The organism is Mycobacterium sp. IS-836 (genome assembly GCF_001954275.1).
GTDB lineage: Bacteria > Actinomycetota > Actinomycetes > Mycobacteriales > Mycobacteriaceae > Mycobacterium.
In genome coordinates, this window is record NZ_MBEU01000010.1 from 56,364 (window position 1) to 74,167 (window position 17,804).

Annotated in this window: 18 protein-coding genes; 5 read left to right on the forward strand and 13 right to left on the reverse strand. The window is 64.5% G+C overall.

All coding sequences use genetic code 11. The features are described from left to right. Window positions 1-6: 6 nt before the first annotated feature. The 3 genes from A5747_RS04705 to A5747_RS04715 all read right to left on the reverse strand — a co-directional run bounded on the left by A5747_RS04705 (window position 7) and on the right by A5747_RS04715 (window position 3,924). Window positions 7-825, reverse strand: a complete 819-nt coding sequence (locus A5747_RS04705; RefSeq protein WP_076122502.1) for an ABC transporter permease — start codon at window positions 823-825, stop codon at window positions 7-9. Between the two features lie 394 nt (window positions 826-1,219). Beyond that, on the reverse strand, window positions 1,220-2,425 hold the full coding sequence (locus A5747_RS04710; protein WP_076122503.1) for a CaiB/BaiF CoA-transferase family protein: 1,206 nt from the start codon (window positions 2,423-2,425) through the stop codon (window positions 1,220-1,222). Next, window positions 2,422-3,924 carry an aldehyde dehydrogenase family protein gene (locus A5747_RS04715; protein ID WP_076122504.1) on the reverse strand — a complete coding sequence of 501 codons (1,503 nt, stop codon included), beginning with the start codon at window positions 3,922-3,924 and terminating at the stop codon, window positions 2,422-2,424. Before A5747_RS04715 ends, A5747_RS04710 begins: the two co-directional genes overlap by 4 nt. Before the next feature lie 265 nt (window positions 3,925-4,189). Between A5747_RS04715 and A5747_RS04720 the strand changes: the two genes are divergently transcribed. The 4 genes from A5747_RS04720 to A5747_RS04735 are packed head-to-tail and all read left to right on the forward strand — an operon-like array spanning window position 4,190 to window position 6,998. Then, window positions 4,190-4,891, forward strand: coding sequence for an SDR family NAD(P)-dependent oxidoreductase (locus A5747_RS04720; protein ID WP_076122505.1), 702 nt, complete (start codon window positions 4,190-4,192; stop codon window positions 4,889-4,891). 30 nt (window positions 4,892-4,921) lie between these two features. Next, complete coding sequence (locus A5747_RS04725) at window positions 4,922-5,119, forward strand: ferredoxin (RefSeq protein ID WP_076122506.1); 198 nt, start codon at window positions 4,922-4,924, stop codon at window positions 5,117-5,119. 13 nt (window positions 5,120-5,132) lie between these two features. After that, window positions 5,133-6,497, forward strand: a complete 1,365-nt coding sequence (locus A5747_RS04730; protein WP_076122507.1) for a cytochrome P450 — start codon at window positions 5,133-5,135, stop codon at window positions 6,495-6,497. A gap of 57 nt (window positions 6,498-6,554) precedes the next feature. Continuing rightward, window positions 6,555-6,998: a hypothetical protein gene (locus tag A5747_RS04735; protein ID WP_076122508.1), complete on the forward strand. Its 444-nt coding sequence runs from the start codon at window positions 6,555-6,557 to the stop codon at window positions 6,996-6,998. A gap of 13 nt (window positions 6,999-7,011) precedes the next feature. On the opposite strand, the gene A5747_RS04740 is transcribed toward A5747_RS04735, so the two are convergent. From A5747_RS04740 to A5747_RS04785, 10 genes are all read right to left on the reverse strand, one after another. Further along, complete coding sequence (locus A5747_RS04740; RefSeq protein ID WP_076122509.1) at window positions 7,012-8,187, reverse strand: acyl-CoA dehydrogenase family protein; 1,176 nt, start codon at window positions 8,185-8,187, stop codon at window positions 7,012-7,014. Continuing rightward, a complete protein-coding gene (locus tag A5747_RS04745; protein ID WP_076122510.1) occupies window positions 8,171-9,169 on the reverse strand; it encodes an acyl-CoA dehydrogenase family protein in 999 nt (332 codons plus the stop codon). Before A5747_RS04745 ends, A5747_RS04740 begins: the two co-directional genes overlap by 17 nt. 114 nt (window positions 9,170-9,283) lie before the next feature. Further along, a complete protein-coding gene (locus tag A5747_RS04750; RefSeq protein ID WP_076122511.1) occupies window positions 9,284-9,937 on the reverse strand; it encodes a nitroreductase family protein in 654 nt (217 codons plus the stop codon). Window positions 9,938-9,947: 10 nt separating this feature from the next. Beyond that, a complete protein-coding gene (locus tag A5747_RS04755; protein WP_076122512.1) occupies window positions 9,948-11,330 on the reverse strand; it encodes an acyl-CoA reductase in 1,383 nt (460 codons plus the stop codon). After that, on the reverse strand, window positions 11,327-12,673 hold the full coding sequence (locus tag A5747_RS04760) for a hypothetical protein (RefSeq protein ID WP_076122513.1): 1,347 nt from the start codon (window positions 12,671-12,673) through the stop codon (window positions 11,327-11,329). The genes A5747_RS04755 and A5747_RS04760 overlap by 4 nt, the downstream gene beginning before the upstream one ends. 80 nt (window positions 12,674-12,753) lie before the next feature. Continuing rightward, on the reverse strand, window positions 12,754-13,203 hold the full coding sequence (locus A5747_RS04765) for a hypothetical protein (RefSeq protein ID WP_076122514.1): 450 nt from the start codon (window positions 13,201-13,203) through the stop codon (window positions 12,754-12,756). A gap of 10 nt (window positions 13,204-13,213) precedes the next feature. Next, on the reverse strand, window positions 13,214-13,879 hold the full coding sequence (locus tag A5747_RS04770) for a hypothetical protein (protein WP_175611225.1): 666 nt from the start codon (window positions 13,877-13,879) through the stop codon (window positions 13,214-13,216). A gap of 348 nt (window positions 13,880-14,227) precedes the next feature. Further along, window positions 14,228-14,836, reverse strand: coding sequence for a TetR family transcriptional regulator (locus tag A5747_RS04775; protein ID WP_076122516.1), 609 nt, complete (start codon window positions 14,834-14,836; stop codon window positions 14,228-14,230). 81 nt (window positions 14,837-14,917) lie between these two features. Next, window positions 14,918-15,664: an alpha/beta fold hydrolase gene (locus A5747_RS04780; protein ID WP_076122517.1), complete on the reverse strand. Its 747-nt coding sequence runs from the start codon at window positions 15,662-15,664 to the stop codon at window positions 14,918-14,920. Window positions 15,665-15,676: 12 nt separating this feature from the next. Beyond that, window positions 15,677-16,309, reverse strand: a complete 633-nt coding sequence (locus A5747_RS04785; protein WP_233147954.1) for a TetR/AcrR family transcriptional regulator — start codon at window positions 16,307-16,309, stop codon at window positions 15,677-15,679. A gap of 63 nt (window positions 16,310-16,372) precedes the next feature. Here A5747_RS04785 and A5747_RS04790 point away from each other — a divergent pair, with 63 nt between their 5' ends. After that, window positions 16,373-17,800, forward strand: coding sequence for an aldehyde dehydrogenase family protein (locus tag A5747_RS04790; RefSeq protein WP_076122519.1), 1,428 nt, complete (start codon window positions 16,373-16,375; stop codon window positions 17,798-17,800). Window positions 17,801-17,804 lie beyond the last annotated feature (4 nt).

A 17,804-nucleotide genomic window follows, 5' to 3' on the forward strand; every position in this document is an offset into this window, starting at 1 on the left:
GCCCCCCTACTTCGCCGTCATCTTGATGCCGATCGCCGTGACGACCACATTGACGACGAACAGGGACATGAACGCATACACGACGGTTTCATTGACCGCGTTGCCGACGGCCTTGGCGCCGCCGCCGGTGATGATCAGGCCGCGATAGCAGGCGACCAATCCGGCGATGAGGCCGAAAAGCGCTGCCTTGACACAGGAAATGATCACCTCGGGCACGCCGGTGAGCAAGGTGATGCCCGCGGCGAAAGCACCGGGATTTACGTCTTGCACGAACACCGAAAAGACGTAGCCGCCCACAATCCCGATGATGACGACCAGGCTGTTCAGCAGCAGGGCCACCAGCCCGGAGGCCAGCATGCGCGGAGTCACCAGGCGCTGAACCGGATTGATACCCAAGACCTCCATCGCGTCGATCTCTTCGCGGATGGTTCGCGATCCGAGGTCCGCGCACATGGCCGTGGAGCCGGCGCCGGCCACGATCAACACGGTCACCAGCGGGCCGACCTGGGTGACGGCACCGAAAGCGGCGCCCGCCCCGGACAGGTCCGCGGCGCCCAGTTCACGCAACAGAATGTTGAGCGTGAAGCTGACCAGGACGGTAAATGGAATAGCCACCAACAACGTCGGCATCAGCGCGACCCGCGCGACAAACCAAGACTGTTCCAAGAACTCGCGTGCCTGGAACGGCCGGCGGAACGCAAACTTGATCGCTTCCGCCGACATCGCGAAAAGACCACCGACCGCCTGCATCGGCCCAGAGAGGTTCCTCGTCAGCCTCAGCTGGGGGAGCCCCGGTGACCAGCGGTCGTCGCTCCTATCTGCCATCGGGCTCAGTTCCTTTCAGAATTTCGAGACCGATAGTCTTGTTCTTGCGCGCCTGCTCCGGTAAGTTCGGCTGAACCAGGGGATTCGAACGGGGGCCGCCGGATGCGAAATGGTCAGCGAGCAGCCACATTCCGGCATTTTGCTCCAGCGCGGCAGCCGCTACCATCCTCACGCCACTCCTCCGTTCTGTCGCGTGAGTTGGCGCTGCAAAACGAGTCGGCCGGGGCAAAGCCACTCGTCTTGTAGCGTCCGGCGATTATGCCTCATGCCGCGTCCAGGCGGAATGGAAAATGCATAACCGTTATCGGGCCGGCTTTAGGCACGGCACGCGCGTAACGTGGCTGCGTCTCAACAAAAACGACGTTCGGCTCAGGCATTCCAGGCAGCTCCGGGGTTAGGTGACGGCGCCGGCCGTCTTGAGTTCGATAATGCGGTCCCAGTCGAGTCCGATTTCCATCAAGATCTCGTCGGTCTGCTCGGCGAAGCCGGGCGCCGGTCCGGTATGCGGCGGAGCGACATCGAACTGAACCGGATTCGCGACCAGTTCCAGTTCGCCTGCGCGCACTACATACTCGTTCGCGCGGATCTGCGCGTCCTCGGCCGCCTGCAGGGTGTCCTGCACCGGCGCCCACGGTCCTGCCAGCGTGGCAAAGCGTTCGCTCCACTCGGCAAGAGTGCGGGTCGCGATGACCTTGGTCAAGATCTCGACCGCATCGGGCGTATTAGCCGCGATTTTCTCGACGGTGGCGAAGCGCGGATCGTCGGCCAATTCGGGTCTATCGATATGCCGGCAGACGTCGCCCCAGAACTTGGTGGGCTGCATCATCACGAAGGATATGTAGCGGCCGTCGGACGTCGTGTACAGCCCGACCAGCGGGTTATTGGGCGCACCGTGTACGCCCGGCGGCGGCGCTTCCAATCGCTGGCCGAGATGCTTTGTCAGCGCCACCGTGTGGCCCATCGACCACAGACCACTGCCCAGCAGCGAGACGTCGACCACGGATGGTTCCCCGGTGCGCTCGCGCTTGAGTAACGCCGCCGCAATGCCACCGGCGAGATTGGTGCCGGAGATGGTGTCGCCGTAGGCCGGGCCGGGGGGCGCGATCATGCCGGGCATCCCCGCGGGCGTGATGGTCGCAGCGGTGCCGGCACGACACCAAAAGGCGGTCATGTCGTAGCCGCCCTTGGTCGCCTCTTCGCCGCGCGGGCCGAGCGCGCTGCCACGGGCGTAGATGATCGCCGGGTTCACCGCGCGGATGTCGTCGACGTCGATGCCGAACTTCTGCCGCGCCCCGGGCAGGAAACTCGTCAGGAACACATCGGATCGGCGCACCAGCTCGTAGAGCACTTCCTTGCCCTCGGGCACCGACATATCCAACCCGATGCTGCGCTTGCCACGGTTGGCGTGCTCGATGTTGGGATTCGGGTCACCCTCCACGCGCAACATGCCGGTCTGCCGAAGCCCACGCTGCGGATCGCCGGTAACCGCGTGCTCGACCTTGACCACCTCGGCGCCCCACTCCACCAACACGGCGCCCGCCGATGGAACGAACCCGTACATGGCGACTTCCAGGACCCGGATGCCCTCCAGCGGCCTCATGCGGGTGCCCCCGAGGGAACGGCAAAAGTCTTGCGCTCCAAGAACTCTTCCAATCCCGCGACGCCCATCTCGCGGCCGACGCCGGACTGCTTGAAGCCCCCGAATGGGCTGTCCGCACCGAAGTAGTTGCCGCCGTTGACGGAAAACGATCCGGCTCGGATGCGGCGTGCCACCGCGAGCGCCCGGTCTTGGTCGCGACTGAAGACGGCGCCGGCCAGACCGTAGATCGAGTTGTTCGCGATGCGCACCGCGTCGTGGTCGTCGTCGAACCCGATGACCACCAGCACGGGGCCGAAGACCTCGTCCTGAGCGATCTCGCTATCGGGGTCGACGTTGGTGAGCAACGTGGGCGCATAAAAATAGCCGGGATCCAGCCGCTTGCCCCCGGTGACCAGGGTCGCCCCCGCGGCGACCGCGCGCTGGACCATGCCGTCGACTTTGTCGCGTTGGCGCTCGTTGATCAGCGGTCCCATCAACGTCTTCGGATGGGCCGGGTCACCATGGCGCACCTTGGCGAAGTTGGCCGCAATCAACTCGACGATCTCGTCATGGTGCGACTTGGGGACCAGCAGCCGTGACGTGAGCGCGCAGCCCTGGCCCGCGTGGGTGACCATGCTGAACGCCGCGAACATGCTTGCGTTGGCGAAGTCGGCGTCGTCGAGCATGATCACCGCCGACTTGCCACCCAACTCGAGGAAGACGCGTTTGACGGTGTCGCTGGCGGCGGCCATGATCTGGCGGCCAACCGCGGTCGACCCGGTGAAGGTCACCACGTCGACGTCGGGGCTGGTGGTCAGCGCGGGCCCGACGGCGGGATCCGACGAGCTGAGCACGTTCACCACGCCGGCCGGGATGTCGGTGTGGTTGGCGATCAGTTCACCCAGCGCCAGCGTCACCAGCGGGGTATCCGGCGCGCCCTTGAGTACCACCGTGCATCCGGCGGCAAGCGCCGGCGCCAGCTTGGCGAGCGCGAGCTGGTTTGGATAGTTGTAGGCGATGATGGCCGCCACCACTCCCGCGGCTTCCTTCTCCACCCAGCGGTGATGCAGCATGCCCCGCGATTCCTTCTCGCCGAGGTCTTCGGAGAACTGATAGTCGCGCAGCAGATCCGCATAGAAGCGAACGATGCCGATCGGCTCGTCGAGCTGAGCGCCGTGGGTGAGCGCACGGGTGGCGCCAACCTCGGCGATGGTGAGCTCGCGCAACTCGTCGGCGTGGTCGATCAACGTCTGATGCAGTTGGTCGAGGCAGCGGATCCGCAGCTCGACGTCGGTCGACCAGCTCGTGGTGTCGAACGCCCGGCGGGCCGCCGTGATCGCCGCTTCGGCCTCCCCGACGCCGGCGTCCGGTGCATACCCGAGGACCTCACCGGTGGCGGGATTGATCGAGGGGAATCTCTGGTCCGCAGCGACGAGCCTGCCGTCGATCAACAGTCGGCGGTCGACCTGTGACTCGAGCGCGGCGTCCGCGCTGGTCGACACCGTGTCCTGCGCTGCCATTCGACTCCCTGTGGTTACGGCCACGAAAATTTCATTCTCTTCCCGGGCGAATCTTACATTCGAGTCTCGAGAATTCAAGAAAGTCTCAGGATTCAGATCACCTGCTGACCAGCGGCGCAATTGCACAGGCGTCGAGCTTCGGCGCAGGCCGACGGGGGTTTCCGCGACATGTTGCACCCCGCTCTGGCGCGAGAGTAAGGTTCTCATAATCGTAAGGGAGATTCTTTGTGGATGAGACGGCGCAGGCCGCAGTGACGGCATCGGCATGAAGACCGCGGTGGTCACCGGTGGTGGATCCGGCATTGGCCTGGCCGTCGCGCATCGGCTCCGCGCCGACGGTCTCGACGTCGCGACCATCGACCTCAGGCCGTCCGACAGCGATCTCTCTTTCACCGCCGACGTGACGGACCGCGCTCAGGTGGACGCCGCGCTGTCGGCGATCCGCGCCCGGCTCGGGCCGGTGACGGTTCTGGTCAACGCCGCGGGACTGGACGGGTTCAAGCGGTTCAACAACATCACATTCGAAGACTGGCGCCGCGTGATCGACGTCAACCTCAACGGGGTTTTCCACACCATTCAGGCGGTGCTGCCGGACATGGTGGAGGCCGGGTGGGGGCGGATCGTCAACATCTCGTCGTCGAGCACGCATTCCGGCGCGCCCTACATGAGTCACTACGTGGCGGCCAAATCCGCGGTCAACGGGCTCACCAAGTCGCTGGCACTCGAGTACGGGCCCAGCGGCATCACGGTCAACGCCGTCCCGCCCGGTTTCATCGACACCCCGATGCTGCGCAGCGCCGAAAAGCACGGGTACCTGGGCAACATCGAGGAGACCATCGCCCGCACCCCGGTGCGCCGGATGGGCAAGCCGGAAGACATCGCGGCGGCATGCGCCTTCCTGATATCCGAGGAGGCCGGCTACATCACCGGCCAGATATTGGGCGTCAACGGCGGCCGAAACACCTGACCGCACCACCCGATCCGTGGAGGAGACACCGTGAAGGTCTGGGTTGATTCCGAACGATGCCAGGGCCACACCCTGTGCTCGATGATTGCCCCGGATTCGTTCGAGCTCAGCGACATCGACGGGAGTTCGTCGGCGATCGACGAAATCGTGCCGGCCGAACGTCAGGACCGGGTCCGCGAAGCCGCGCAATCGTGTCCCGAGCAGGCCATCATCGTCACGGATGAATAAGGGAGACAGCGCTTTGAGTGTCGACGACGTCGTCAACGACAGCGATCGCAAGAAGAACAGCTATCACTTCGATCGGCATTCCGCGGAGTACCGCTCACGGTTCAAGACGATCACCGAGGAGATGCACGCCAAGTGTCCGATGGCGTGGAGCGACACCTACGGCGGGCACTGGGTCGCGGCCGGCAGCCACGAGGTATTCGAGCTCGCCCGCTGCCCCGCGGTGTCCAACGACCACGACGTCAACGGCGAACGCCGTGGCTACAAAGGCATTTCGATCCCGACGGCTAGTCGCATCAACGGGGTGCGCGGCGGCATCCTGGAGATGGACGACCCCGAGCATCGCACCTACCGCACCGTGCTCAACCCCTACCTGTCACCGGCCGCGGTCAAGCGCTGGGCGCCCTTCGTCGACGATGTGACGCGGGCCTGCCTCGACGACAAGATCGAGCATGGCAGCATCGACTTCGTCGACGACCTCGCCAACATCGTGCCCGCCGTGCTGACGCTGGCGATGCTGGGCATTCCGCTGAAGAGATGGAAGATGTACAGCGAGCCCGTCCATGCCGCGGTGTATACGCCCGAACACTCCCCGGACATCGAGCGTGTCACCGAGATGCACCGGCAGATGGGTCTCGACCTGGTCAACAGCATGATCGAGATTCGCAACAATCCCCGGCCCGGTTTGGTCAATGCCCTGGTCGAGATGCGGATCGACGGCGAACCCGCTCCCGACCTGGAAATCCTCGGCAATCTCGGACTGGTCATCGGCGGCGGATTCGACACCACCACGGCCCTCACCGCGCACTCGCTGGAATGGCTGTCGGAGAACCCCGACGCGCGGGAACGGCTGCGGCACAACCGCGATACCCTGCTCGATCCCGCGACCGAGGAGTTCTTGCGCTACTTCACCCCGGCACCCGGTGACGGCCGGACATTCTCCGACGACGTCGAGCTCGACGGCAATCGCTTCAAAGAAGGTGAGCGGCTGTGGATTTCGTGGGCGATGGCTAACCGCGACCCCTCGGTGTTCCCCGAACCGGACAAGATTGTCCTCGACCGCAAAGGTAACCGGCACTTCAGCTTCGGCATCGGCGTGCACCGCTGCATCGGATCCAACGTGGCGCGGACCGTCTTCAAATCCATGCTCACCGCGGTCCTGGACCGCATGCCCGACTACCGTTGCGACCCCGACGGCGCCGTCCACTACGAGACCATCGGGGTCATCCAGGGCATGCGAAAGCTGCCTGCCACCTTCACACCCGGCCCCAGGATCGGCGCCGGACTCGACGAGACACTCGACAAGCTGCAACGCATCTGCGACGAACAAGAGCTCGCCAGGCCGGTTACCGAGCGGAAGGAAGCCGCGGTAATCGACTGAGCCGCTTTCCGTCAGCGTGGCCCCGCGTTATATTCAGCCCCAAGCGCGTGCGCAGAGATGGGAGACGCATCCGTGAAGAGTTTTGCAATTGGCGTTGCGCTTGCCACTGCCGCGCTGGCTCTTGCGCCGACAGCCCAGGCTGACATGCAGGTCGGCAACTACAGATTGGACACAAACCGGGATCCCGGCCACAGCTGGATTTGGGCGATTAGCCCGTGCATTTCTAAAGCGCCGGGATGCCTAACCATCCAAGGGATACCGCAACCCAACGGCCAAGCGGCCCCCTGGAAAGCAGACGCTCACCTGTCCAACGGCCAATACACCATGACCGTCGACGTGCCCGATGGCGTGCGCTGCGTGGTGCAGTTCTTCCCGTCGCACGACGTGTATACGTGGGATCAGCTCTCACTTGGCGGCCAGGTCGTCTCCACGTACGACACCGGCTGCGGCGGCGGGCCCGGGGGCACGAACACCTACCCCTTCTCGCTCGTGCGGTGGTAGCCGACCGCTGGCGTTAGCCGCGCGGCAGCCCTAGCACGCGCTGGGCGATGATGTTGCGCTGGATCTCCGATGTGCCCCCGGCGATCGTGCCGGAAAAGCTTCGGGCGTAACGCTCGAACCAGCTGGCGAAGTAGTGGTCGAGGTTCATCGGCGCGTACGGGCCGGTCTGGCCGGGGTGGATGAGCCCGTCGGATCCGGCGGCGGACAGGGCGTGTTCGGTTGCGCGCAGCTCCGCTTCGGAGCCGAGGAGCTTGAGCACGGATATCGCGGCGACGTCGTCTTCACCGCGGGCCGCGCGAGCCAAGGCCACGGATCCCAGCAGCCGCAGCGCCTGCTTGTCCATGATGGTGGTGGCGTACTGGTCGCGTTCGAGCTCGGTCCTGGGATAGAAATCGGCGATCACGTTGTCCAACCGGTCGGCGAAACCCAGCCACATCATGGTGCGTTCGTGCCCGAGCGATCCGTTCGCAACCCGCCATCCCTGATCGAGCTCGCCGACCAGGTTTTCGGCCGGCACCCGCACGTCGGTGAAGAACACCTCGTTGAAATCCAGGTCGTCGGCCGCGCAGATCGACGGGAATGGCCGCCGCACGACGCCCGGGGTGTCGGTCGGGATCAGCAATGCGCTGATGCCCTTGTGTTTTGGCGCGTCCGGGTTGGTGCGGACAAACGTCAACAACACGTCGGCGTCGTGGGCACCGGAGGTCCACACCTTCTGCCCGTTGACCACGAAATGATCGCCGTCGAGCACCGCGCGGGTTCGTAGCGACGCAAGATCGGAGCCGGCGCTGGGCTCGCTCATGCCGAGCGACGCGGTGATCTCGGCGCGCAGGATCGGTACTGCCCATCGCCGCTTCTGCTCGTCGCTGCCGAACGTTAACAGCGATGCCGCAATGATATTCACGCCCTGCGGGTTGAAGCTGTGGTAGATCCGCCGCCGGCACAGTTCCTCGAGGTGGACGAATTGCTGAATAACCGTCGCGTTGCGCCCGCCGAATTCGGGGGGCTGACCGGGTAGCAGCCAGCCGTTGTCGAACAGCAACCGCTGCCAGCGCCGTGCCCACTGCGGCATATGCGAAACGGAACGGGGACGCTCCATGGTTTCGATTGCGGGAGGCAGGTTCTCGTCGAGGAATGCCGCGAACTCCGCCCGAAACGCTTCGACGTCGGGATCAAAAGTCAGCTGCACGATATTCCTCCGCGATCCGCGCCCGATGTTCCGCCGCGCCGCCGAGCATGAGCTCGCCCGCTTTGGCCCGCTTGAGCGCGAACTGCAAGTCGTTCTCCCAGGTGAATCCCATTGCGCCGTGCAGTTGCAGGCCGTGCCGAAATACCAGCGACTGGCACTCCCCTGCCGACGCTTTCGCCATGGCGGCGGCCAGCCGGCGCCGGGGATCGTCGGCCGAGATCGTCAGTGCGGCGAAGTAGGCGAGCGCGCGGGCGCGTTCCACGGCGACATGCATGTCGGCGCACTTGTGCTGGACGGCCTGGAACGAACCGATCGGCACGCCGAATTGGTGCCGGCTGCGGACGTGCTCGAGAACCATATCCAGGATGCGCTGGCAGGCGCCGACGATGTGAATTGCCATGCCCACCAACGCAACATGGTGGGCACGCTCGGAGTCGACGGTCAACCGGTCGGCGTCGGACACGCGGATCCCCGCGAAGGACAGGTCGGCGACATGCAGCACCGGGTCGAAAACCGAAGAGCGCCGAACGGATACCTGATTTCCCGCCACCAGGAACACCCCGGCATCGGTGACCACCGCCAGCCGGTCGACGCGATCGCCGTCGAGGACGTGCCGTGCCGTGCCGTCCAACACCCAGCCGTCGGCGTCCCGGTGCGCCGACACCCCGCCGTGCACCGCGGTGCCCGACTCGTGCGGGTCAAACCGGTCCGCTGCCAGCGGCGCGAACTGACTCATCGTCGCCAGGAACGGGGTGGGATCGGTCGCGCGGCCCAACTCTTCGAGCACGATCGCCAGCTCCACCGTCCCGGCTGGGTCATTCAGCTCCGTCCAGCCCTGGTCGACATACGACTTCCACAACGGGCTCGGATCCACGCCGTTTTCGGCCACGCTGCGCACCAGCGACGGCGGGCACTGCTTGGCGACGACATCGCGCACCGTGCTTTGCCACAGCCGCTGATCAGCATCGAGTTCCAAGAGCATCCGGGCAGCCTCCTGTCGTCACCGCAATCGCGAGAATACCATTCTCTCTTCCGAAAGTAGTAATCTCGAAAATGGCGTATGACGTCACCAAATGCGCGGCAATGCCTTCGGGGGCTAGGTCACCGCGGCGACCAGGCCGGCCGCCGGCTCGTTCCAGTGATCGAGGTTCACGAACTCAGCAAGCGGGCGGCGGCGAAGCGGTCCGTGCTTGCCCTTCGGCCAGCCCACCACGATGTGGCCGGCAACCATCCAGTCGTCCGGTATGCCGACGGCTTTCCGCAGCAGTTGCTCGCCGCCGTACGACGCCCAGCTGGTAAGGCATGCCCCCAAACCTTGCGCGCGGGCTGCGAGCAGAAAGTTCTGCATGGCGGGAAAGATCGAACCGCCGAGCAGGAGTTCGGACGCCGTCGGATAGTGCTGTTGGGCGAACAGGACCGAGGTGAATTCGCCTGCTCGGTCGTGCAATTCGTAGGTCGCGCGGTAGGTGCGAGCCCGACGGCTGTTGTCGTCGGCGGCTGGCCGGGTCATCCCGTATACCGGCTCGATGACTTCCAACGCGTGGGCCGCGGCCTTTGCAACGGCGGCCCGCTGCTCGGGTGATCGCAGCACGACGAAGCGCCAGCCTTGCGCGTTGGCACCCGAGGGCGCCCACCTTGCCGCTTCGAGGCACCGGGCCAGCGTGGCGTCGTCGACCGGTTCGTCGGTGAAGCGTCGGATCGTCCTGGCGGTCGACATCACTTCCCAGATGTCGCTGCTTGCTCCCGTCATGGTTGACAACCTATGCGATGTCGTCGTCGCCCATCCAATGGACGAATCGCTGCAGTGGATACATGGCATCGTGCGGACTGCCCAGAACGTGCGCGTTCGCAGTTCCCAAGCGGCACAGGCGTTGAGCCCCCGCGCTGGCCATCCAATCCCGCAGCTGCGCCTTGCGCTCGTAGGGGTAAACGCCGATGGTTTGAGTGGCGACGTTGACGTAGCGGACCGCGTTATCGAGCGAATCGACCGTCACGACGTTCGACGTCTTGTTGGTCGGCTGGAACTCCACCGGGCGATCCGACAGGATTACCAGGCCGCGGCCATCGAAGCCGCCCCAGATCTTCAAGTCGCCCATCGCCTCCATCACCTGGAGTTCTTCGCGGCGTTCGGCCGATAGCGGCGGCCCGCCGGCCGATGCGAACTCACGGTCGACGCCTAGGCGCTCGGCAAGCCTGGCGCAGAACGATTCCACCTGGGGCCCTTGGGCTTCCACGAAGGCATAGCGGCTGGCCAGGCAGGCCTCCTGGTTGAACACCGTCGTGTCGGCGGCCAGGCGCTCGGCCACCTCAGCCATCCGGTCCTCGGAGTCGAATGCCTCATGACCGATCATCGAGATCGAGGATTTCGGGTCGAACGAGATCAACTGGATACCGGGCCCCAGGTATCCGATCACGTTGTTGATTGCCTCGCCGCCGCCCCAGGCGACGATCTTGTCGAAGTACTGCGGCCGGTACAGGACGCGTTCGATCGCGGTGTCCCCGCCCTGCCAGTAAACCGCCGACATCGACCGCACAACAGGGTGTTTCGGATCGATTTCCGCCATTGTGCGCAGCACGGCCACCGTCGTGAACGGGTCGCTCGAGGGCATCTTGAAGAGGTTGACCGCCTTGACCAGCGCACCCTGCGCGATCGATGACACGCATCCCGATGGGGCATTGCCCGCCAGCATGTGCACCATCCGTGGCGGGAAGGCACGGACCGCGCCCTTGTTGCCGTATATGTCGACGCGCTCGACCCAGCCGTCGAGCGCCTCCCGGTTGGCAAAGTTCGAATCGACGATGCTTTCCAGCAGCTGCCTGTTCAGGAAATTGGGGGCCTGGCGGTACAGGTTCTCCACGACGCGCCGCGGCAACGGATTGGTGGCCGCGATCAGTTCGAGGCACTCCTGAAGGTGCGGGTTGCGATCCAAGTGCAGGCGTTCGCCGGTCTCGACCAGGAAGTCGATGATCTCGGCCAGCTTCACATCGAGCAGTGGCGGCAGCTGCGACCGTGGCAACACGAGGGCGTCGAGATCGATTGCGGGCGTGACGAAGTCAGCGCCGAGATCGCGTGATCGGTGGCGAATGGCGTCACCTTCAACCAAGGCGCCCTGCACGAAATGCGGAGCCGACAGCGCGGTCATGCGATCCCTCGCACGTAGGCGTCGATGCTGCCCGCGCAGGTGATCTTGTCACCGCCCGGCAGGTCGGCGTAGCGGGTGATGTCGCGACCCACGGTCGGGCCCTGATGACCGCATGGGCACCGGGCGAGGCTGACACTGACCCGGTCTCCGCTGATCACCCCGCCCCAGCGGCCTTCAATCGACGCGTCGAAAAAGGCTGCTCGGGCGTCGATCTCACCGTTACCGGGATCGAGCAATTTCTCGCCGGTGGCGTCCAGCGGCAGCAATATCACCCAGGGCGATATGTGGTATCGATCGGCATGGCAGAGCGGGAACGTCGCATTGATCTCGCGCATGCTGTACGCGTGGTATAGCCGCTCCTCGGCGACGTTGAACGTCTCCAGCACGTATTCGCGGTAATTCTCTGGTAGCGCAGCACCTTTGAGGCCTCCGGCGACCATCATCGCGTTGTTGGGATTGAAATCGTCACCGCCGTGGCCGTTGGCGCGGATGCCTTCGGCGATCTGATACAGGGTGGCGAACATACCCGTCGCCAACAGGGGCAGGTCGCGGGCGTCGATCACCGCGTCGATCGCCTTTTTCGCGGAGGTATCCATATCGCTCGCCCGTTGTGCGGCGATGCGTTCGAATTCGACGATCTCATTGGGGCGCGCGGTGCCATCGGCCAGCTTGCGTCGCAACGTGATCATGTCCACCATCGACCCGACGGTGATCGGCTCGCCGTCGCCGAATTGGTAAGGCGGGTACCGCGACGAGAAGCAATCGACCATGGCCTGCCGGATCGCGTCCTCGCGCGGGGCGGCGAATTGTGGCCCCAGGCCCAGGAATTTGCGGTCCTCGCCGCGGGTGAGCCCGGTTGCCCACAAGAGCGCCTCGATGTTGATCCGCGCCGAGAGTTCGATGTCCCCCTCGGTGCAGGACAGCATGGCCGGCTTCCCGGTGGTGCCGCTGGAGCACGACAAGTAGTGGCCAACAGTCTCGAGCTGCTCGATCCAGTCGTCGAGTGTCTGCACGCCGTCGGTGTCGAGGCCCTCGACGGCACGGGTTGACACGGTAGCCAGCCACTGTCCCATCCGGTCCCACCGCCGCTCGTTGAGCCATCCCTCCGCGTAGGTCTTGTAGGTGGTGTGGGCGAAGAGCAGGGGCACCAGGTCGGCGGGCTGTTTGATGGTTCTTATCCCGCCCGATTCCGCGCGGTTGGCCAGGAGCGGAATGCTCGCGGCCTGACTCTGCAGCCGCTCGTTGGCCGCCGCCAGCTGCAGAGGCAACAGATCGACGGGAGGAATGTCAAAGCAGTCATTGGCCCCGACCAACTCCACCAGCCGCTGAATTGCAGATGTCATCCGTGACTCCTCTTCGACGCGGCATTAAGTACACATGATTGTATATTATTGCCCGAGGTGCCTCGCCCTCGGCTACCGGGTCATGGATGCGCGGTCGCAGCGGTGCGCTGAGCTTGCTGCCGGGCAATGCGTTGGTCGTGGATTCTGACCAGCTCACGGAAGCCGAGCCGCGGGTATTCCGGCACGGGTTGGATTCCCCACGTGTCCTTGGCGGTAGTGATGCCCGCCCCTTCGGGTGCGCCATTGATGGGTGGGCCGGGGAAGGGGTATGGGTACTGACATTCCAGCGACTCGTTGTTGTAGCGCACCTTCATCAGCTCGCTGCAGATATCGCGGAAGCTCAGGGTCGGATAGCCGTACCAGATCGCCAGGAATGGCAACGTGAACGCGCCCTCGATGACAAGCCCGACCAGGCACACCATGATGCCACGGCGCAACCACTTGTGCAGGCGCACATAGTCTTTCGCGGTTCCCGCCGGTAGATCGTCGGCCGCGCCTGCATCCTGCGACCTGGTCTCTGATGTGCTCATCGGATTCTCCTTAATCGGAAAAGATTTCACGATTGACGGTGTGCAGATACGGAATCGCGAGGAACGGGGTGATGTACATGATGTCGTAGATCCACCACCCCAAGACCGGGAAAACCACCCCGGCATAACGAACGTCGGCGTACACGGTCATGTTCATCACGTAGCCGACCCAGATCACTACGCCGAACCAACAGGTCACCAGCAGCCACTGGTGGCCCCAACGCTTCATCTGCAGGAAGGCTATGGCCGCGGCGATCCGCATCGGAAACACGGTCAGGATGCACGTAACTTCCCAACCCTTCTCGCCCGGTGCGGTTGCCCCACCGATCCAAAGCTGGTTGTAGTGCCAGAAGTATCCGGCGTCGAAAGCGTTGCCCCACCCCGTATATAGGACGCGGTAGATGAGCGTGTGGTTGGCGACCATGTCGAGGATCCAGCCCTGCAGGTTGAGACCCGCATCGAGTATCACCAGGTAGCCGATCAAGGTGACCATGATCGGGCGCACCGACAGGCCCGATCTCGACGCCCGTCGAAGCAACGCCAGGCCGTAGAGGAACACGGGTAGGCCGAAGATGCCGGGAACGTTGGCCCCCATCAGCAGCGTCCCGGCAATGAGCCATTTATCGGCGCGGCGTTGTGCCGAGCGACTCTGCTCGAGGTGGTCATCCAGTGACATCGACGGGACGGTTGCGGCGGCCCTGTCCTTTCCGCTACCGGAAAGGTGGTTGATCAGTGGCGAATTCACGTTTCTCCTACCAGTTCCGGGTCGCCCACATCGATAGTTGGATGCCGAACATGAGTAGCAGGTAGCCATAGATGAAGATCTGGAAGACGATAAGTGCCCGCTTTCGCTGGCGCTCTCGTTGGTTCACGGTCGGTCTCCTTTCATCAGAAGGTGCCGATGCCGCGCATCACGTAGTACCAAAAGCCAACCAGCGCAGCGGCTCCGCCCCATCCGAGGGCGAGCGACACCAGTTCCTGCCACACGGTTGAACCTCCAATCGTTCGATGAACCCCGGTCGGTCTACCGGGCCTCTAGACCCCGGCGTGCGCTCGCGACAAACTCGTCGAGCAATCGGCTGCGGGCGGCCTTGGAGTCGTGGTGGGTGACGAGCAGCGCGTAGAACCCCAGCAAGAAGAAGAGCGCACTGCTCTCGGGGTTGGCATCCGGATGGGCCGCACCCTCCTGCTGCGCCCGCCTGATCTGCTGAGCGACGAGTGCAACCAGAGGATGTTCGGTGGGCTTACCGAATCCGGGCGGGCGAGTCTGCGAAAAATGTAACGCCAGAACGTCCCTGAATAGCCTTGTGCCAAGTCGGGATTCCGCCGCCACCACGAGGCGTACCACCTCCGACATGGTCGACCACACGTCGTGCTCGGACGCGACGAGGCTGCCCAGGTCGCCGGCGAGCCGAGAGACCAACTTGCGCTCGACTTCCTCGAGCACGTGCTCCTTGGTGGGGAAGTGAAAGTAGAAGGTCCCGCGGGCGATGCCCGCTGCGGCGATGATGGCGCCGATATCGGCATCCGCCACGCCCGCCCGTTTGAACTCGACCAGCGCAGCGTCGTAGACGCGCTGGCGCGTCTCGAGTCGCTGCGCCTGGCGCCCGCGCGGCTTCGCATCGGTAGTCATTGCTTAATATCGTGAGCTCTTCACTGACAGATGTCAATGACATATTTCAGCGAAAATGAACCGATCGGAGGGCGCGGTGTCCTAGTGGTCTGCGCGCGCTCGGCAACGTCGCGCCAAGATGGCGGCCAGGCGCGCGGGGTCGGAGAACATCACGTCGTGGCAGCCGTCAAGGCAAATCATGGTGTCGACGCCGCCGAGTGATTTGATCGCGTACAGCTGCTGGCGCACCGACAGCGCTCGGTCATCCAGTGTCATGATCCATGTCCGCGGAACGTCAGCGGGCAGCTCGCTGCGATCGGCCGGCTCGAAGATCACACTCGGCGATTCCATGCACAGCCGCGACAGCGTTAACCTTCGCTGCTCACGCGTCATCCCATTGCAGAATGCGTAGCGCGCCAGGGCGGGAGGCATTGGGAAGGACCTTCTTTCGATCCAGCGCGCCGATCGCGCCAGCGGGGCAAGCGGTCCGCGCAGCGTGTCCACGATCGACTTTCGCTGCGGTGGGACGAACGCCGCCAGCAGGATCATCTCGCGCACGCGCGTCGCCCCGAGCTTGGCGACGATGCCCGGGACGGTGAGTCCCGCCATCGAATGCCCAACGACCACCACGTCGTCCAGCCCGGCCTCCTCGATATCGGCCACGGCGGAGTTCACCCAGTCGCTGACGGTGACGGTCGCCAAATTCGCCGGCCTGCCGGCGCGCCCGGGTAGATCAATCGCGAGGACCCGCAATTCAGGCGCCTGCCTGGCCAATTCGGCAACGGTCAGATCCCAGCAATCGGCGGCGTGTGCGCCGCCGTGCACCAGCACAAGACCGGGCAATGCCATTGCGGGGAGACCTCAGTCGCGGGGCTGGACGCCGCGCAGGAACAAATCGACGGCGTGTTGCAAGTGGCGCTCCTCCTCATCGGCGCTGCGGTAGATGCCGCAGTCGGCCAGTCGCGCGGGTAGATGCTCGATCATCGCAATGAAATGCCCCGCGGTTAACTCGAGGTCGTCCACCTCGATGCTTCCGCTCTCCTGGTGCCGTCGCAGCAGATCCATGACCTGCCGGTGGCGTGGCGACCACAACATCGAGTGCGCGCTGACCGCGAACTCGGGAAACCGCGCCGATTCGCTCATCGCAATCCGCGTCAAACGCACGATGTCCGGGTCGATGGCGCGCGCGAGTCCGGCCCGGCCGAGTGCAATCAGGGAGGCGCGCAGATCGCTCTCGTCGATGTCGTTGTCGGCGTCGCGCTCGGTCCTACGCGTCAGCGCCCAGGGAATGACGTCGACGAAGACCGCGCGCTTGTCGGGATAGCGAGCATAGAGGGTTCGCCGCGTGATGCCGGCCGCTCGGGCGATCGCGTCCATGGTGGCCCCGTCATAGCCATACTTGACGAAGGTCGCCACCGCGGCCTTGCGCAACTTCTGGTGCAGCTTCTTGGCTTCGGCCTGGGTCGGCCGTCCGCGTCGAGTCGTTGTCACCACGATGGGAAGTATATATACAGTGTCGTATAAATAATCGTTGGCGACACACAGTCAGGGGTCACCGTGACCATCACACAGTCGTTCATCGATGGCGAATCGGTTGCCTCGGCGGACCTGTACGACAACATCGATCCCGCTACCGGCCGGTCGCTGGGTCCGGTAGCGCGCGGCGGCACACACGAAGTCGATCGCGCGGTGACGGCGGCGCGCGTGGCCCAGCAACGCTGGCGGAGCGTTTCACCGGAAGAACGCGCGACGCTGCTGACGCGGATCGCCGATCTGATCGGCGAAGATCACGAGCGGTTGGCGCGGATCGAAAGCGAGGACACCGGAAAGCCGTTGAGCCAGGCGCGCGCGGACGCGACGGTCGCCGCTCGATACTTCCGTTTCTACGGCCACGCGATCGACAGCTACTATGGCCAAACCATCCCGCTGTCAACGGATCTGCACGCGTATACCCGACACGAACCTTTCGGCGTCACCGGCCACATCATCGCCTGGAACTACCCGATGCAATTGCTGGCCCGCGCCGTGGCTCCGGCGATTGCGGTGGGTAATTGCGCGGTGGTCAAACCGGCGGATGAAACACCGCGCACCGCAGTGGAATTGGCGCGGCTTGCGGTTCAGGCCGGTCTGCCGCATGGCGTGTTCAACGTGGTGACCGGAACCGGTTCCGAAGCCGGCGCCGCGCTGACGGCACACCCCGACGTCGACCATCTGGGCTTTGTCGGATCGACTGAGGTCGGCTCGGTGGTCGCCCACGCCGCGGCCGATCGGGTGGTGCCGACGACCCTGGAACTGGGCGGGAAATCGCCGCAAATCGTTTTTCCCGATGCGCATCTGGAACGCGCCGGCAAGTCGATCGTGAAGGCCATCCTGCAGAACGCCGGTCAAACCTGCTCGGCCGGCTCGCGGCTGCTAGTGCATGATTCGATTCACGACGCCTTGGTGGACACGGTCTGCCGGCTCATGAAGTCGGCAACGATTGGACCGGGCATCGAGGACCGCGACCTCGGACCGTTGATCTCGCGCAAGCAGCAACGGCGGGTGCAATCGATGCTCGGCGGGGACGTCAAGGGTGAAATCCTTTGTGGTGGAGGACCTCCAGAAAACGCGCAGCTCGCCGACGGTGCATATTTTGGTCCGACCGTGATCGCTGACGTCGATCCCACCTCGCCGATCGCGCAGGAGGAGATCTTTGGTCCCGTGCTCGCCGTCAACAGATTCTTCGGCGAGGATGAGGCAATCAGCCTGGCCAACGGCACGCAGTATGGGTTGATCGCCGCGGTGTGGACTACCGACCTTTCTCGCGCCCATCGGCTCGCCGCCGAGATCCAGGCGGGCCAGGTCTACGTCAACACCTACGGCGCCGGCGGCGGCGTGGAGCTGCCGTTCGGGGGCTTCAAGAAATCCGGGTACGGCCGCGAGAAGGGTTACCAAGCGCTCGACACGTTCACGACCACCAAGACAGTCGTTGTGCACCTGGAATGAGGTA

Excerpts from the sequence above, each read along its gene's own strand:
- A5747_RS04705 (WP_076122502.1), bottom strand. The coding sequence starts at position 825 with ATGGCAGATAGGAGCGACGACCGCTGGTCACCGGGGCTCCCCCAGCTG.
- A5747_RS04710 (WP_076122503.1), bottom strand. The coding sequence starts at position 2,425 with ATGAGGCCGCTGGAGGGCATCCGGGTCCTGGAAGTCGCCATGTACGGG.
- A5747_RS04715 (WP_076122504.1), bottom strand. The coding sequence starts at position 3,924 with ATGGCAGCGCAGGACACGGTGTCGACCAGCGCGGACGCCGCGCTCGAG.
- A5747_RS04720 (WP_076122505.1), top strand. The coding sequence starts at position 4,190 with ATGAAGACCGCGGTGGTCACCGGTGGTGGATCCGGCATTGGCCTGGCC.
- A5747_RS04735 (WP_076122508.1), top strand. The coding sequence starts at position 6,555 with ATGGGAGACGCATCCGTGAAGAGTTTTGCAATTGGCGTTGCGCTTGCC.
- A5747_RS04745 (WP_076122510.1), bottom strand. The coding sequence starts at position 9,169 with ATGCTCTTGGAACTCGATGCTGATCAGCGGCTGTGGCAAAGCACGGTG.
- A5747_RS04750 (WP_076122511.1), bottom strand. The coding sequence starts at position 9,937 with ATGACGGGAGCAAGCAGCGACATCTGGGAAGTGATGTCGACCGCCAGG.
- A5747_RS04755 (WP_076122512.1), bottom strand. The coding sequence starts at position 11,330 with ATGACCGCGCTGTCGGCTCCGCATTTCGTGCAGGGCGCCTTGGTTGAA.
- A5747_RS04760 (WP_076122513.1), bottom strand. The coding sequence starts at position 12,673 with ATGACATCTGCAATTCAGCGGCTGGTGGAGTTGGTCGGGGCCAATGAC.
- A5747_RS04765 (WP_076122514.1), bottom strand. The coding sequence starts at position 13,203 with ATGAGCACATCAGAGACCAGGTCGCAGGATGCAGGCGCGGCCGACGAT.
- A5747_RS04770 (WP_175611225.1), bottom strand. The coding sequence starts at position 13,879 with ATGTCACTGGATGACCACCTCGAGCAGAGTCGCTCGGCACAACGCCGC.
- A5747_RS04775 (WP_076122516.1), bottom strand. The coding sequence starts at position 14,836 with ATGACTACCGATGCGAAGCCGCGCGGGCGCCAGGCGCAGCGACTCGAG.
- A5747_RS04780 (WP_076122517.1), bottom strand. The coding sequence starts at position 15,664 with ATGGCATTGCCCGGTCTTGTGCTGGTGCACGGCGGCGCACACGCCGCC.